Genomic DNA, 14,354 nt, shown 5'->3' on the forward strand with positions numbered 1-14,354 from the left:
TAATTATATTTATTAATAATTATTTACTTATTTTATTTTTGCCGAATCAAGCGTAGCACGTCATTGGCGTTTTTCAAGAAAACTCACGAGAAAATGAGAGGCGGCACAATAATAGCCGATGATTACCCGGCTATTTATATTCACTACGTTTAGTTTTCGTTTATATTTATACCCCAGGGCGAATTAAGCCGTGCGGGTCATGATCCAACGCTGGTTCCCCACCCATTGCAGGTGGAAATCCACTTCATAGATCTGCGACAACAGTGCGGGCGCCATCACCTCACGGGTGATGCCCTGCGCGACCAACTGCCCAGCGTGCAACAACCAAACCCGATCGGCCTGCTGCAGGGTATGATTCAGATCGTGTGCGCACACCAGCGCGCTGCGCCCACTTTGGCAGAATTCGCGCAGCAGGCGATCCAGCGCGACCTTTTGCGCCACATCCAGGCTATTGGTTGGTTCATCCAGCAACAACAATCGGCTGTGCGGGTTAACGCTGGGCCACACCTGCAGCAATACCGCCGCCAGCCGCACCCGTTGCCATTCTCCACCTGAAAGCTGTGTCAGCATGCGTGACAGTTTATCCACCAGCTTCAACCGCTGGCACAGATAGAGGATGGTGTGTTCCACCTCGGTTTGCGCCGCGCCGGCAGGCCGGTGCAACGCCAAATACTGAAACACCGGCATCAGCGACACCGGCGGCTGTTGCTGGCTGAGATAACCGCGTCGGCGCGCCAGCTCGCTCCCCGGATAATCGGAGAGCGCGCGTCCGTCCAGGCAGACTTCGCCCCGCCCCGGCAGCATACCCGCCACCCGCGCCAGCAGGGTACTCTTCCCTGCGCCATTTGGGCCGATCAGGTGAACCTGCAACCCGCCGTCAATCTGTGCCGAAAAAGGCGCCAGGCGCCCCGCCACCCCAACCTCAACGAGTTGCAGCATCCGTATTATCCTGCCAGCGCTTGTTTCACCGCCGCCACCAGCGCCGGATCCTCAGGTGTGGTGTCCGGCGAGAAGCGCTGGATCACCGTGCCGTCGCGCGCGATAAGGAATTTCTCGAAGTTCCACAGAATATCGCCGGGATGCTTCGGCGCACGCCCTTTGCTGGTCATCCGCGCCAGGAACTCGCTGCCTTCCGGCGCGACGGCCTCCGGCTGTGCGGCAATCAACGCTTGGTACAGCGGATGACGGTGTTCGCCGTTCACCTCAATCTTGGCAAACATTGGGAATTGCACGCCGAAGGTGCCGCGGCAAAACGCCAGGATCTCTTCGTTGCTGCCCGGCTCCTGGCCCAGGAATTCATTGGACGGGAACCCCAGGACTTCCAGCCCCCGCTCGCGATAGGTTTCGTACAGCGCTTCCAGCCCTTCGTACTGCTTGGTCAGGCCGCACTCCGAGGCCACGTTGACCACCAGCAGCACTTTGCCCTGATAGGCACCCAGCGTGGTCGTCTGATTTTCGATGGTTTGTAACGGCAGGTTGTCGATTGGCTTGCTCATCGGTTGTCATCCTTTGGTTTTTTAATGGCAGGTGAATGAAGAAAACTACCTTACGCCTTTTGTCCGGGTCAGTAACCAGATAAATAGCGGCGCCCCCAGCGTGGCTGTCACCACGCCGATCGGCAGCTCGGCCGCCAGCAGCGCAACGCGGGCGATCACATCGGCCACCAGCAACACCCCGGCTCCCGCCAGCGCGCAGGCCGGCAGCAGATAGCGCTGGTCTGTCAGGCCGGTGAGCCGCAAAATATGCGGGATCACCAGCCCAACGAAGCCGATCACCCCGGCGAGCGCCACGCTGACGCCAACCAGCCAGCCGATCGCCAGCACCAGCAGGTTACGCCACACATGCAGCGACAGCCCGAGCTGGCGCGCCTGCACCTCGCCCAGCGCCATCAGGTTGAGCGCTCGGCCCTGGCCACACAGCCACAGCAACACCGGCAGCAGCGCCAGCACCAGCCACTTTTGGCGCCAGTCGACGCCGCCGAAACCGCCCATCATCCAGTACATCAGCTGCCGCAGATCGAGGCTGGTGCTGAAATAGACCGCCCAGGTCATCAGCGCGCTGCACACGATGCCCAGCGCTACGCCGACCAGCAACAACCGAGCATTGGTCAGACGTCGCCGGCGAGCGAAGCCCAGCAGCAAGAAGGTCATCGCCAGCGCACCGGCTATCGCGGCGGCGCTCATCAGCGCCACCGGCAACAAACCGTGCCCCAACAACACCGTCAGCACCAGCGCTACGCCGGCGCCGTTAGCTACGCCCAGCAGACCGGGCTCCGCCAGAGGATTTTCAAACAGCGCCTGCATCACCGCGCCCGCCACCGCCAGGGCGGCGCCGACCAGCATCACCGCCAGCGCGCGCGGCAAACGCAGTTGCCAAACAAACAGTTGAGCTCGATCGCTGAACCACTCTGACGGCCATATCCATTGGTCGCCGGCGCAAAGGCTGACCAGCAACGCCACCGCCACGCCCAGCGCCAACAGACTGAGCTGGCGTTTATCGCGGTAGCGTTGATGTTGCAACAGTAAGGTGAAGGTACGGCTGGTTGGCATGCGCGGCGGTTCCCTGCCGGCCGCTGTCGTGGCCGGATAATTGACGTTTGAGTCGAATATTAGGGGGTTAACGCCGCAAGGGGAAGTCTTGCGTAGATAGTGGCTCAGGAAAGCAGCAGCTGGCCTTGCCCGTCATCGCAACAATGATGGCAAAACCAGCCGCCGATAAACTCAGGGATTAACGATGCGGGCCGGAGTTGCCCGGTGGATAAGGTTGGCCGCGGCCGCCATCGCGGCGGTCATGGTCACCGCGATCGTCATGACGGCGGTCGTGGTCGCCACTATCGCGATCGCCGTGGAATGGATTGCCGCTGCGTTCCGGCCCACGATGCTCATAGCCACGCGGCGGCGAAGGTTGCCAGCGTCCGCCGTCCCAGTACATACCGCGCGCATTGCGCTCACCCAGGCCGCGGCCCTGGTGCGCATGCCACCACTGCGGTGGACGCCAGTCGTAGCCATCCCAGTAGTAGCCGCGACGGTCCTGATCCCCCAGATGCAGAGAAACGCCCGGCACGTTGATATCGACGGAGACATCGGCCTTCGCCGCCAGCGGCAGCAACAGCGGGAAACACACCAGCAACAGGATCTTTTTCATTTCACCTTCTCACTCTATTTTCTTGCTGCAGTGGTTATATCAGCGTGCTTATTTAACGACTATCTCACCGATGCCTATTTTCAGATTGTTTTCGACGGCCTTACACAATCCCTACACTGTTTGCCGCCGCCTTTAATTATCATAACCACTGACAAGATTTAACGAATAACTGACGTCTCTCAAGCGGCGCGGCAATTATAGTTAAATGGATTTCCACCGGAGGATTATAAGATGATTAAACGTATCGGTATGCTGCTGACCGTTGTAGCCCTGGCCTCAACCCTGAGCGCCTGCTGCTGGGGCCCGCACGGGGGCGGTGGCCACCGCGGCGACGGCCCTGGCCATTATTACGGCCGTTATTGAAACAATAAATATGGCTGCTCACCACACAAAATAAGATATAAGAATACTCCGTAATTTAGATTAAATAAATTTTCGCCGAGGTGATTTAATGAATAATCTTAATTCATGCATTGCCCATTAGGAATGGGCTGAATTTTGTCTCAGAAAAGAAAAAGGCCGCGCAAGCGGCCTTTTTTGATGTCACGTCACTCACCCTTTCGGGCTGGCGTTTTCTACCCGGCTTTTCAGCTTCTGCCCCGGACGGAAGGTCACCACACGGCGCGCCGTAATCGGAATGTCTTCGCCGGTCTTCGGGTTACGCCCCGGACGTTGGTTCTTGTCACGCAGATCAAAGTTGCCAAAACCCGACAGTTTTACCTGTTCGCCATTCTCAAGAGCCCGACGGACCTCTTCAAAGAACAGTTCCACCAGGTCTTTGGCGTCCCGTTTGCTAAGCCCAAGCTTCTCAAACAGGTGTTCTGACATTTCAGCTTTAGTAAGCGCCATAGGTTCAATCCCTCAAGGATGCTTGGAATCGCTGTTTTAGAGCCTCTACGCATTTTGCAACGGTAGCGGCTATCTCCTCTTCTTCCAGTGTACGAGCGGTATCCTGCAATACCAGACTGATAGCCAGGCTCTTGTCACCTTCTGCCACGCCCTTGCCACGGTACACGTCAAACAAGTTTACGCCAACTACCTGATTTGCGCCAACTTTCTTACACTCGGCCAAAATATCTTCTGCGGGGACGTTTTCAGCCACCACAATGGCGATATCACGGCGGTTTGCCGGGAAGCGCGAAATCTCCCGCGCCTGAGGCACGGCGCGGCTCGCAAGCTTGTTCCACTCCAGTTCAAACACCACGGTGCGGCCGTTAAGATCCAGTTTACGTTCAAGTTCCGGGTGAACCACACCGATGAAACCTACGCGTTCGCCGTGCAAATAAATCGCCGCACTTTGCCCTGGATGCAGGGCTGGATTGGCTTCCGCCCGGAACTGAATTTCGGATAATTTACCGGTCAGCTCGAGGACGGACTCCAGATCCCCTTTTAAATCATAGAAGTCGACGGGCTTGCGCGCCAGATCCCAATGTTCATCGTGCGTATGGCCGGCGATCACGCCCGCCAGCATGACATCCTGACGGATACCCAGATCTGCCGCACTATCAGGCACAAAGCGCAGGCCGCTTTCGAACAGGCGCAGACGCGTCTGCTGGCGGTTCTGGTTATACACCACCGCAGACAGCAGGCCGGTCCACAGCGACAGGCGCATCGCCGACATTTCTACCGAAATCGGGCTTGGCAGGATCAGCGCTTCTTCATTCGGGTGCAGCAGCGCCTGCACCTTCGGATCGACGAAGCTGTAGGTGATCGCTTCCTGATAACCGTGATCGACCAGCATGGTCTTCACGCGCTTCAGCGTCAGATCGGCTTCGCGATGCTGGGTCATCACCAGATCGGCGCGCACCGGCACATCCGGGATGTTGTCGTAGCCGTAAACGCGCGCCACTTCTTCCACCAGATCCTCTTCGATCTCCATATCGAAACGCCAGCTTGGCGCGACCGCTTGCCAGCTGTCGCCCTGCTCGGTCACCTGGCAACCCAGGCGGCGCAGAATGTCACTGACCTGCTCGCTTGGCACCACGTGGCCGATCAGGCGATCCAGTTTCTCGCGGCGCAGCGTGATGGTGGCGCGCTTCGGCAGTTCGTTCTCGTGGGTCACGTCGATAATCGGGCCGGCCTGACCGCCGCAAATATCGAGCAGCAGGCGCGTGGCGCGTTCCATCGCTTTGTACTGCAGCGCCGGATCGACACCGCGCTCATAGCGGTGAGAAGCGTCGGTGTGCAGGCCGTGACGACGCGCGCGGCCGGTGATCGACAGCGGGCTGAAGAAGGCGCATTCCAGCAGCACGTCCTGAGTTTCCCCGTTGACGCCGGAATGCTCGCCACCGAAGATGCCGCCCATCGCCAACGCTTTTTGATGATCGGCGATCACTAAGGTGTCGGCGTTCAGTTTGGCTTCACTGCCGTCCAGCAGCCTCAGCGTTTCGCCTTCTTCCGCCATGCGCACCACGATGCCGCCGTCGATGCGGCTCAGATCGAAAGCGTGCATCGGCTGGCCAAGCTCCAGCAGCACATAGTTGGTGACGTCAACCACCGCATCGATGGAGCGGATACCGCAGCGACGCAGTTTTTCACGCATCCACAGCGGGCTTGGCGCCTTGACGTCGATGCCTTTCACCACGCGGCCCAGATAGCGCGGGCACGCCTGCGGCGCGTCAACGCGGATCGGCAGCGTGGCGTCAATCGCAGCGGCCACCGGGCTCATGTCTGGCTCGGTCAGCGCCACCTGGTTCAGTACGCCCACGTCGCGCGCGACGCCGATGATACCCAGGCAGTCGGCGCGGTTCGGGGTAACGCTGATCTCGATGGTGTTGTCGTTCAGTTTCAGGTAGTCACGGATGTCGGTGCCGATCGGCGCATCCAGCGGCAACTCGATGATGCCGTCATGATCGTCGGAAATGCCCAGCTCGGAGAACGAGCACAGCATGCCTTCCGAAGGCTCGCCGCGCAGCTTGGCGGCTTTGATTTTGAAATCGCCCGGCAGCACCGCGCCCACGGTGGCGACCGCCACTTTCAGGCCGGTACGGCAGTTCGGCGCGCCGCAAACGATGTCGAGCAAGCGGTCGCCGCCAACGTTGACCTTGGTGACGCGCAGTTTGTCGGCGTTCGGGTGCTGACCGCACTCGACCACTTCACCCACCACAACGCCGTTAAACGCGCCGGCAACCGGATCCACGCCGTCCACTTCCAGGCCGGCCATGGTGATTTGATCGGATAATGCTTCGCTGCTGATGGCCGGGTTTACCCACTCGCGCAACCAGAGTTCACTGAATTTCATGTGATATTCCCGCCTTACTTAAACTGTTTGAGGAAACGCAGATCGTTTTCGAAGAATGCGCGCAGGTCGGTGACGCCGTAACGCAGCATCGTCAGGCGCTCCATGCCCATGCCGAAGGCGAAGCCGGAGTAAACTTCCGGATCGATGCCGACGTTGCGCAGCACGTTCGGATGCACCATGCCGCAGCCCAGCACTTCCAGCCACTTGCCGTTCTTGCCCATCACGTCCACTTCAGCGGACGGCTCGGTGAATGGGAAGTAGGACGGACGGAAACGAACCTGCAGGTCTTCTTCAAAGAAGTTGTTCAGGAAATCGTGCAGCGTGCCCTTCAGGTTGGTGAAGCTGATGTCTTTATCGACGATCAGACCTTCCATCTGGTGGAACATCGGGGTGTGAGTCTGATCGTAGTCGTTACGGTAAACGCGGCCCGGCGCAATGATACGGATCGGCGGCTGTTGGTTCTTCATGGTGCGGATCTGCACGCCGGAAGTCTGGGTGCGCAGCAGGCGTGTGGCGTCGAACCAGAAGGTATCGTGGTCGGCGCGCGCCGGGTGGTGCCCAGGGATGTTCAGCGCGTCGAAGTTATGATAATCGTCTTCAATCTCCGGGCCGGTGGCAACGGAAAAGCCCAACTCGCCGAAGAAGGTTTCGATACGGTCGATGGTGCGGGTCACCGGATGCAGGCCGCCGTTCTCCATGCGACGGCCCGGCAGGGAGACGTCGATGGTTTCAGCCGCCAGGCGCGCGTTCAGCGCGGCGCTTTCCAGCGCGTTCTTACGCGCGTTCAGCGCGTCCTGCACCTCTTGCTTGGCCTGGTTGATCACCGCGCCGGCCGCCGGACGGTCTTCCGCCGGTACGTCACGCAGAGACTGCATCTGCAAGGTGAAATGACCTTTCTTGCCAAAATATTCGACGCGCACCAAATCTAACGCGGCAACATCCTGGGCATCTTCTACGGCTGCCTTGGCATTGGCAACCAGCTCTGCGAGATGTGGCATTGCTTTCCTCTTCCTCTGGCCGGGATGGCCCTAAGTAATTGTTATCTATATTCGAACACGCCTTTGACCATTATTCAAAGACTTTTCAATACGTTGCCGGCCGGCCGGCTCGCCTGCGCGGCGCATGGCCCGCGTTGCGTCTGCCGCCCTCACCGCAACGCCTGGCAAGGCGAGACGATGGCCAAAAACAAAAAAGCCTCCACGAGGGAGGCTTAGGCGCTACTTTTCGTTTCTTTTCTTACGCGCAAAGCCTCCTGAAATCAGGCGCTAAAGTAAAAAAAGAAACGAAAAAGAGCTGCGTGCATGATTGCGGTACCTTGTCGATAATTGTCCACCAGTGATATAGCGGCGGGCAATAAAAGTCAATATTTGTCGCTGAAAACAAAGATTAAAAGAGGGAGCAAGCTCCCTCTTCAACTGACTTACGCCAGAGCTGCTTTCGCTTTCTCAACCAGTGCGCCGAAGGCCACTTTGTCGAAGACTGCGATGTCAGCCAGGATCTTACGGTCAATTTCGATCGAGGCTTTTTTCAAGCCGTTGATGAACTTGCTGTAAGACAGACCGTTCTGACGAGCAGCTGCGTTGATACGTGCAATCCACAGCTGACGGAACTGACGCTTACGTTGACGACGGTCACGGTAAGCATACTGACCTGCTTTGATTACTGCCTGGAAGGCAACACGATATACGCGCGAACGGGCACCGTAGTAACCTTTCGCCTGCTTCATGATTTTCTTGTGACGTGCGCGTGCAATTACACCACGTTTTACGCGAGCCATATGCTCTCTCCTAAAGTCTTATTCTAAATTCAAAAAAAATGGCTTATGCGTACGGCAGGCACGCGGTAACCAGGACCAGATCGTTTTTAGACACCATGCCTTTCGGACGCAGGTGACGTTTACGCTTGGTTGCTTTTTTGGTCAGAATATGACGCAGGTTGGCATGTTTACGCTTAAAACCACCGCTGCCGGTTTTTTTGAAGCGCTTGGCTGCACCACGTACAGTTTTAATCTTTGGCATTTTAATTAAATCCACTTCGCATTGTTAAACAACGAATCAGTTGGGCGAATAAAACCCACACAGCGCAAGCGCCGCGCGGGTTCCATTACTTGTAAGCCTTACTGTTTCTTCTTAGGAGCGAGCACCATAATCATCTGGCGGCCTTCGATCTTCGTAGGGAAGGATTCGACCACTGCCAGATCCATATCTTCACACAGGTCTTTACGGACGCGGTTAAGCACTTCCATACCGATCTGCTGGTGCGCCATCTCACGCCCACGGAAACGCAGGGTGATTTTGGCTTTATCGCCATCTTCCAGAAAGCGAATCAGGTTGCGTAGTTTGACCTGATAGTCGCCATCATCGGTGCCAGGACGGAATTTGATTTCCTTGACCTGAATAACTTTTTGCTTCTTCTTCTGTTCTTTCGTCGACTTGCTCTTCTCGTAGAGGAATTTGCCGTAATCCATGATTCGGCAAACTGGCGGTTCGGCATTTGGGCTGATTTCTACTAAATCAACGCCCGCTTCCTCAGCTTTTTCAAGAGCTTCATTCAGACTGACAATACCAATCTGCTCGCCATCGACGCCGGTTAGGCGAACTTCTTGCGCGCGAATTTCTCTGTTAATGCGATTAGGACGCGCCGGTTGAACTCGTTTTCCGCCTTTAATACTTTATTCCTCCAGTTGATGAAGACTACGGCTGCGAATCTCTTTCAGCAGCTTGTCTACGACTTCGTTTACGTCCAGGCTTCCCAGGTCTTTGCCACGGCGGGTACGAACGGCAACTTTGCCAGCTTCGACCTCTTTGTCGCCGCACACCAACATGTAAGGGACTCGACGTAAAGTATGTTCGCGAATTTTAAAGCCAATCTTCTCATTTCTCAAGTCCGCTTTCACGCGAATACCTGCATCCTGCAGTTTTTTGGTCAATTGCTGGACGTAATCAGACTGGCTGTCGGTGATATTCATCACCACCACCTGCACCGGAGCGATCCAGGTCGGGTAGAACCCGGCGTATTCTTCGGTCAGGATACCGATGAAGCGTTCCATGGAGCCCAAAATGGCGCGGTGAATCATTACCGGCACGACGCGATCGTTGTTTTCGCCAACGTACGACGCGCCCAAACGGCCCGGCAAGAAGAAATCGAGCTGCACGGTACCACATTGCCATGCGCGATCCAAACAATCATGCAGGGTAAATTCAATTTTCGGTCCGTAGAAGGCGCCCTCGCCCGGCTGGTACTCGAACGGAATGCCGTTCTCGGTCAGCGCGGCGGCCAGGTCTTCTTCCGCACGGGTCCACATGTCGTCGGTGCCGATGCGTTTTTCCGGGCGAGTCGACAGCTTGACGGCGATCTTGTCGAAGCCGAAAGTGCCGTACACGTCATAGACCATGCGAATGCATTCGTTCACTTCGGCGCGCACCTGCTCTTCGGTACAGAAGATGTGGGCGTCATCCTGCGTGAAGCCGCGCACGCGCATCAGGCCGTGCAGGGAACCCGAAGGCTCGTTGCGGTGGCAGCTGCCGAATTCGCCCATGCGCAGCGGCAAATCGCGGTACGACTTCAGGCCCTGGTTGAAGATCTGCACGTGACCCGGGCAGTTCATCGGCTTGATGCAGTATTCGCGGTTTTCCGACGCGGTGGTGAACATGGCGTCTTTGTAGTTTTCCCAGTGGCCGGTTTTTTCCCACAGCACGCGGTCCATCATAAACGGACCTTTCACTTCCTGGTACTGGTACTCTTTGAGCTTCATGCGCACGAAGGCTTCCAGCTCGCGGAAGATAGTCCAACCGTCGTTGTGCCAGAACACCATGCCCGGCGCTTCTTCCTGCATGTGATACAGATCGAGCTGTTTGCCGATCTTGCGGTGATCGCGCTTGGCCGCCTCTTCCAGGCGTTGCAGGTAGGCGTTCAGCTGCTTCTTGTCTGCCCAGGCGGTACCGTAGATACGCTGCAGCATTTTGTTTTTGCTGTCACCGCGCCAGTAAGCGCCGGAGGTTTTCTGCAGCTTGAAATGGTGGCAGAAACGCATGTTCGGCACGTGCGGGCCGCGGCACATGTCGATGTATTCTTCGTGGTGATACAGGCCAGGACGATCGTCATGGCTGATGTTCTCATCCAGGATCGCCACTTTATAGATTTCGCCGCGCTCAGCGAAGGTGTCGCGGGCTTCTTGCCAGCTGACCTTCTTCTTGATGACGTCGTAATCCTTATCGGCCAACTCGTGCATCCGCTTTTCCAGCAGATCCAGGTCTTCCTGCGTCAGGGTGCGGTCGATATCCACGTCATAATAGAAACCGTTGTCGATAACAGGACCGATCGCCATTTTGGTATCCGGCCACAGCTGCTTGATCGCATGACCCAGCAGGTGCGCGCAGGAGTGGCGCATGATTTCCAGACCGTCTTCGTCTTTGATGGTGATGATGGCCAGCTGCGCATCCGATTCGATCAGATCGCTGGCATCAACCAGTTCGCCATTGACGCGACCGGCGATACAGGCTTTCGCCAGGCCAGGGCCGATATCGCGCGCGACATCCATTGGGGAAACGGGGTGGTCGAAATGACGCTGACTACCGTCAGGAAGAGTAATAACAGGCATTAATAATTCCTTATCTACAGTGGTGACCCACACGACAGATCACATGAAGAAATACAATGTTGTTTAACTACAAGATGTTATCGACGCTATCCAGCTTTACCCTGCCAGATATGTACACGCATAGAGACACAGTTTCAAATGTACTATGTTGTTACGTCATAACGGGATAATGAGTTTATCACTTTAGAAAGGCCATCTTCCACCAAAGGATTGAGCAAAAATTCGCTGAATGGGCGTAAAGCCTGATAAGAAAGGGAGGAGCCTCCCCTCCCTCTAAAACTAAAGCGCTTGCAAAAATCAATACCAGTTAAACTTGGCCGGGAAGCAGATCTGAACCGTAATGCTGCTGCCGGGTTTGAAGTCACTCATTTTCAATCGCGCCGCATCGCTGCACTCGCGATCCGAATGCAGGTAGAGCTGCTGATTGTTCATGGTGACGCCTTTGACTTCTTTTTTCTGGCTAAAGCTGCCAACAACCGTGCCGGCGCCATTCTTGACGTCGATATTCTCGGTTGTGACGATGCTGTAACCCGATACCATGGACGTCGTGCCCTTGATACCCGTCGGCGAGTCCGGATCAATCTTAGGCAGCCAGGTAACGGACAGCATGCCGTTATCACTGGCGGCGTTGTCGGGAATAGGGATCTCCACGCTAATGTAGCCCAACCCGCTAAACCATTGTGCGTTCGCATTGATCGACGCCACCGTCGCGCCGGCGGATTTCAAACTGAGCACCAACTGGTCTACGCGCCACTTAAACGCCTTCTCCAGTTTGCCGACATCATCCTCGTTGAAAATCAGCGGACGAGTAAACACTCGATCCATAAAATTACGCCAGACCCACCACCCTTTGCCATTGTTGTCATAAACCAGGCAATCGTTAATCACGGCAGAGCTGCTCGTGTTCTCTTTCCACTTCTCCAGATCATCGGTCCAAATGTTAAAATGCTGGCGGGTATTGCTGTGGGCCATCCCCTGGGATGTCGGCCGATATGGCGTACCCTGCAAAGTAACTTTGCGCGCGCCAATCACCCCTTCAGCGACCAGGTTCGGGCATGTTTTATAATCCGGGTTAAAGGTATCCAGGCTCTTGTAGAAATCGTTCGCATCGCTCCAGGGCTTGGTATGTTCGATAAAACCAACGCGTTCGATGTAGGCATTCTCGATAGTGCCGTAATAATCTTGCCCCTGAATGCGTGGCGTATAAACCGGTACGCGCGGTGGGCCATAAACCTTCATGTCCTTAATCTGCACGTTGCAGTTGCCGCGTTTGTAACGAGAGAAGTTGATGAAGAAACGCCCCGCCACGCCGCGATACGGATCCTTTCCATTATAGTCCGACACGATACCCTGGAAATCCGTGGCGGTTAAACGCCCGCCCTTCGCCACTGGCTCGGAGTTGGCTGATTTGTAGAAGTAGGTATTGAAAAACTCATCAAGCACCTTATGGCGCGGCGTATAGCCAGGGGAAGGATAAGAACCGCTCAGGAATTCAAAGGTGGTGTAGTCGCACCAGCCCATGGCATAAACGTCGGTGTCGTCGGCATAAGGTGGCACCCACTTGCCGCCCACCCAGGTATCGTTGCGCGTCAGCCACATCCCGCCAATGATGATGCCCGCCATGCATGACTCCAGAGAGGTGGAACCGGCGAACGTCACGGCATCCGAGCCCTGCGCGATGAACGGCAAGCCACAGTTATTGAAAATCAGGTCGCGGAAATTGATCCGGTAGAACAAAACGCCGTCCGCCAGGCAACCGATAAAGGCAGAAGAAATGGATGTGTTAACCAACCCAACGCCGCGAACCATGTCCGTCATGCGGTCTTTGGCGGGATAACCCGCAACGCGCCAACAGATGCCGATCGCCTGCTGCGTGTCGATCGGACCTTCGCCGCGCCGCCAGGTGAAGATCAACGCTGAACTGATATTGCCCAGCCCCTCCAACACCACATAGCTCGGAATATCCAAAACGATCGGCATCGTATGAATCTCTTCCGGATCGATGTCAACTTCCCCCTTGGCTTTAAAATTAGGGGAAACGGTACCGTCGTCATACGGCAGCTCATATACCGTTGGGCCGACGGATTTGAGGTTATAGTTGCCTTCGTAGTAAAGCTTGCTGCGGTTATGAATTTTGACCGCCGCAACCGCGGCGCGGAACGCCGGCGCGGAGTCGTATTGACTATCCACGGAAGCCGGCAAGGCGCCGAACATATTGGCGTGCACTTCATTTTCCAGAATGCGCTTCCAATAGTAACCGTTGCCTGCGGCAATAATGCCGCCATCATCGCTCGCGTTGCCCAAGTGTCCAACAAACTCGCCGCCGCCAAGGTCTTTATCTATATGCCAACTGCGCAGCTTGATTTTCTCGCCTTCGGCCGTCGGCGCCAATTGGCGCAGGCGTTCAAAGCTTTCGACTTCAGTCGCGGCGTCGGCGGCGTATTCGTATTCATCACTCATAAATGGAATCCTTAATTTGTAATGATTAAATATCAATAGGTTATCGTTGGTTACTGACACTTTCCAACACAGCAAGCCAAAAAACTGTATTTATATACAGTGCAACAACTATACCTATCCGCGAACCCGAGCCCAAACGGTCGCTATTGTGCCCATTCTCAAACAACGTAAAAAAAACCCCACGAATGCGGGGTTGGGGGTGATCGCGAACTGACCCGAAAAACGGGCTACCATGCTCGTTATAACATCATGATTTTTCAGCTAACGATTCTCCTTTCGCGACTTCAAGGCGTCTTTCAAATAACTTAATGCGGCCAACAGACACAGGCCGTAGCCCAGCAGTTCGCAACCCTCTTCCACCATGTTTTTCACCACCCGGTTGTAGCCGTCCAGCATCAGCGTTTGCCACAGCGTGCTCATACCGAACAGGCGTGAAAACACCAGAATGCACAGCAGGCCCGCGCACATCATGCCGTAGCCGGGATGCGTCGCGAAATAGGCCAGGCCGCGCACCGTCGCCGCAATGTGCCTGGCGGCATGGCACAGACAGACCAAGGCGACCGCCAGCGCGAACCACACCCAGGCGCCGTGCCACAACGCATCGAAGGCGAAGTCCATCTCGCGGATCAGCATGCAGAGAAAGAAGCCGCCGACCAGCATCCAGGCGGAGCGGCGTTCCGCCTGCCGCCAGGCCGCGGCGAAAAAACCGCCGGCGATGGCGAGCAGCAACAGTTCCTGCGCCGCTTCGGTCAGCGAGGTTTCATGCACGAAGTTATGCAACCAGTGCACATCGATAAACACCAGGCCGACCAATGCCGCCATGAAGGCGGCGGAAAGCGCGAATGCGCTGATTTTCCCCAGTAAAAGTTTCAACTCGTCTTGCATAATCAATCTCATTATCGTTTTAAA

Annotated in this window: 15 protein-coding genes and 1 other annotated feature; of the genes, 1 reads left to right on the forward strand and 14 read right to left on the reverse strand. The window is 56.1% G+C overall.

Annotated elements, in window-relative coordinates:
• Nucleotides 1–183: 183 nt before the first annotated feature.
• The 4 genes from btuD to ACMGF7_RS21235 form a co-directional block, all read right to left on the reverse strand.
• Entirely contained in the window at nt 184–939 is a 756-nt protein-coding gene (btuD, locus tag ACMGF7_RS21220; RefSeq protein ID WP_021505482.1) for a vitamin B12 ABC transporter ATP-binding protein BtuD, read from the reverse strand.
• Nucleotides 940–944: 5 nt separating this feature from the next.
• A complete protein-coding gene (locus ACMGF7_RS21225; RefSeq protein ID WP_004931411.1) occupies nt 945–1,496 on the reverse strand; it encodes a glutathione peroxidase in 552 nt (183 codons plus the stop codon).
• A gap of 45 nt (nt 1,497–1,541) precedes the next feature.
• Complete coding sequence (gene btuC, locus ACMGF7_RS21230) at nt 1,542–2,549, reverse strand: vitamin B12 ABC transporter permease BtuC (protein WP_033633209.1); 1,008 nt, start codon at nt 2,547–2,549, stop codon at nt 1,542–1,544.
• Nucleotides 2,550–2,727: 178 nt separating this feature from the next.
• Nucleotides 2,728–3,144, reverse strand: coding sequence for a DUF2502 domain-containing protein (locus ACMGF7_RS21235; RefSeq protein ID WP_004931413.1), 417 nt, complete (start codon nt 3,142–3,144; stop codon nt 2,728–2,730).
• Nucleotides 3,145–3,375: 231 nt separating this feature from the next.
• Between ACMGF7_RS21235 and ACMGF7_RS21240 the strand changes: the two genes are divergently transcribed.
• Nucleotides 3,376–3,507: a hypothetical protein gene (locus ACMGF7_RS21240; RefSeq protein WP_015377698.1), complete on the forward strand. Its 132-nt coding sequence runs from the start codon at nt 3,376–3,378 to the stop codon at nt 3,505–3,507.
• A 189-nt stretch (nt 3,508–3,696) separates the two neighbouring features.
• On the opposite strand, the gene ihfA is transcribed toward ACMGF7_RS21240, so the two are convergent.
• From ihfA to ACMGF7_RS21290, 10 genes are all read right to left on the reverse strand, one after another.
• Nucleotides 3,697–3,993, reverse strand: a complete 297-nt coding sequence (ihfA, locus tag ACMGF7_RS21245) for an integration host factor subunit alpha (protein ID WP_004931414.1) — start codon at nt 3,991–3,993, stop codon at nt 3,697–3,699.
• A gap of 4 nt (nt 3,994–3,997) precedes the next feature.
• A complete protein-coding gene (gene pheT / locus ACMGF7_RS21250) occupies nt 3,998–6,385 on the reverse strand; it encodes a phenylalanine--tRNA ligase subunit beta (protein WP_015377697.1) in 2,388 nt (795 codons plus the stop codon).
• A 14-nt stretch (nt 6,386–6,399) separates the two neighbouring features.
• Nucleotides 6,400–7,383: a phenylalanine--tRNA ligase subunit alpha gene (gene pheS / locus ACMGF7_RS21255; protein WP_004931416.1), complete on the reverse strand. Its 984-nt coding sequence runs from the start codon at nt 7,381–7,383 to the stop codon at nt 6,400–6,402.
• A gap of 186 nt (nt 7,384–7,569) precedes the next feature.
• Nucleotides 7,570–7,692, reverse strand: a sequence feature (Phe leader region).
• Entirely contained in the window at nt 7,644–7,688 is a 45-nt protein-coding gene (gene pheM / locus ACMGF7_RS21260; protein ID WP_139074214.1) for a pheST operon leader peptide PheM, read from the reverse strand. (Overlaps the previous feature by 45 nt.)
• 113 nt (nt 7,693–7,805) lie before the next feature.
• Nucleotides 7,806–8,162, reverse strand: coding sequence for a 50S ribosomal protein L20 (rplT, locus tag ACMGF7_RS21265; protein ID WP_004931417.1), 357 nt, complete (start codon nt 8,160–8,162; stop codon nt 7,806–7,808).
• Between the two features lie 43 nt (nt 8,163–8,205).
• Nucleotides 8,206–8,403, reverse strand: a complete 198-nt coding sequence (gene rpmI, locus ACMGF7_RS21270) for a 50S ribosomal protein L35 (protein ID WP_004931418.1) — start codon at nt 8,401–8,403, stop codon at nt 8,206–8,208.
• Nucleotides 8,404–8,501: 98 nt separating this feature from the next.
• Nucleotides 8,502–9,053 carry a translation initiation factor IF-3 gene (infC, locus tag ACMGF7_RS21275; RefSeq protein ID WP_048233542.1) on the reverse strand — a complete coding sequence of 184 codons (552 nt, stop codon included), beginning with the start codon at nt 9,051–9,053 and terminating at the stop codon, nt 8,502–8,504.
• 3 nt (nt 9,054–9,056) lie between these two features.
• Complete coding sequence (thrS, locus tag ACMGF7_RS21280) at nt 9,057–10,985, reverse strand: threonine--tRNA ligase (protein WP_015377696.1); 1,929 nt, start codon at nt 10,983–10,985, stop codon at nt 9,057–9,059.
• Between the two features lie 297 nt (nt 10,986–11,282).
• Nucleotides 11,283–13,445: a hypothetical protein gene (locus ACMGF7_RS21285; protein ID WP_420286628.1), complete on the reverse strand. Its 2,163-nt coding sequence runs from the start codon at nt 13,443–13,445 to the stop codon at nt 11,283–11,285.
• Nucleotides 13,446–13,706: 261 nt separating this feature from the next.
• Nucleotides 13,707–14,330: a hypothetical protein gene (locus ACMGF7_RS21290; RefSeq protein WP_420286629.1), complete on the reverse strand. Its 624-nt coding sequence runs from the start codon at nt 14,328–14,330 to the stop codon at nt 13,707–13,709.
• Nucleotides 14,331–14,354: the final 24 nt, after the last annotated feature.

This window comes from Serratia sp. BNK-17 (genome assembly GCF_048684935.1).
GTDB classification, from domain to species: Bacteria; Pseudomonadota; Gammaproteobacteria; order Enterobacterales; family Enterobacteriaceae; genus Serratia; species Serratia nematodiphila.

Excerpts from the sequence above, each read along its gene's own strand:
- rpmI (WP_004931418.1), bottom strand. The coding sequence starts at position 8,403 with ATGCCAAAGATTAAAACTGTACGTGGTGCAGCCAAGCGCTTCAAAAAA.
- ACMGF7_RS21290 (WP_420286629.1), bottom strand. The coding sequence starts at position 14,330 with ATGCAAGACGAGTTGAAACTTTTACTGGGGAAAATCAGCGCATTCGCG.
- ACMGF7_RS21285 (WP_420286628.1), bottom strand. The coding sequence starts at position 13,445 with ATGAGTGATGAATACGAATACGCCGCCGACGCCGCGACTGAAGTCGAA.
- btuC (WP_033633209.1), bottom strand. The coding sequence starts at position 2,549 with ATGCCAACCAGCCGTACCTTCACCTTACTGTTGCAACATCAACGCTAC.
- btuD (WP_021505482.1), bottom strand. The coding sequence starts at position 939 with ATGCTGCAACTCGTTGAGGTTGGGGTGGCGGGGCGCCTGGCGCCTTTT.
- thrS (WP_015377696.1), bottom strand. The coding sequence starts at position 10,985 with ATGCCTGTTATTACTCTTCCTGACGGTAGTCAGCGTCATTTCGACCAC.
- ACMGF7_RS21235 (WP_004931413.1), bottom strand. The coding sequence starts at position 3,144 with ATGAAAAAGATCCTGTTGCTGGTGTGTTTCCCGCTGTTGCTGCCGCTG.
- ACMGF7_RS21225 (WP_004931411.1), bottom strand. The coding sequence starts at position 1,496 with ATGAGCAAGCCAATCGACAACCTGCCGTTACAAACCATCGAAAATCAG.
- pheT (WP_015377697.1), bottom strand. The coding sequence starts at position 6,385 with ATGAAATTCAGTGAACTCTGGTTGCGCGAGTGGGTAAACCCGGCCATC.
- ihfA (WP_004931414.1), bottom strand. The coding sequence starts at position 3,993 with ATGGCGCTTACTAAAGCTGAAATGTCAGAACACCTGTTTGAGAAGCTT.
- ACMGF7_RS21240 (WP_015377698.1), top strand. The coding sequence starts at position 3,376 with ATGATTAAACGTATCGGTATGCTGCTGACCGTTGTAGCCCTGGCCTCA.
- rplT (WP_004931417.1), bottom strand. The coding sequence starts at position 8,162 with ATGGCTCGCGTAAAACGTGGTGTAATTGCACGCGCACGTCACAAGAAA.
- pheS (WP_004931416.1), bottom strand. The coding sequence starts at position 7,383 with ATGCCACATCTCGCAGAGCTGGTTGCCAATGCCAAGGCAGCCGTAGAA.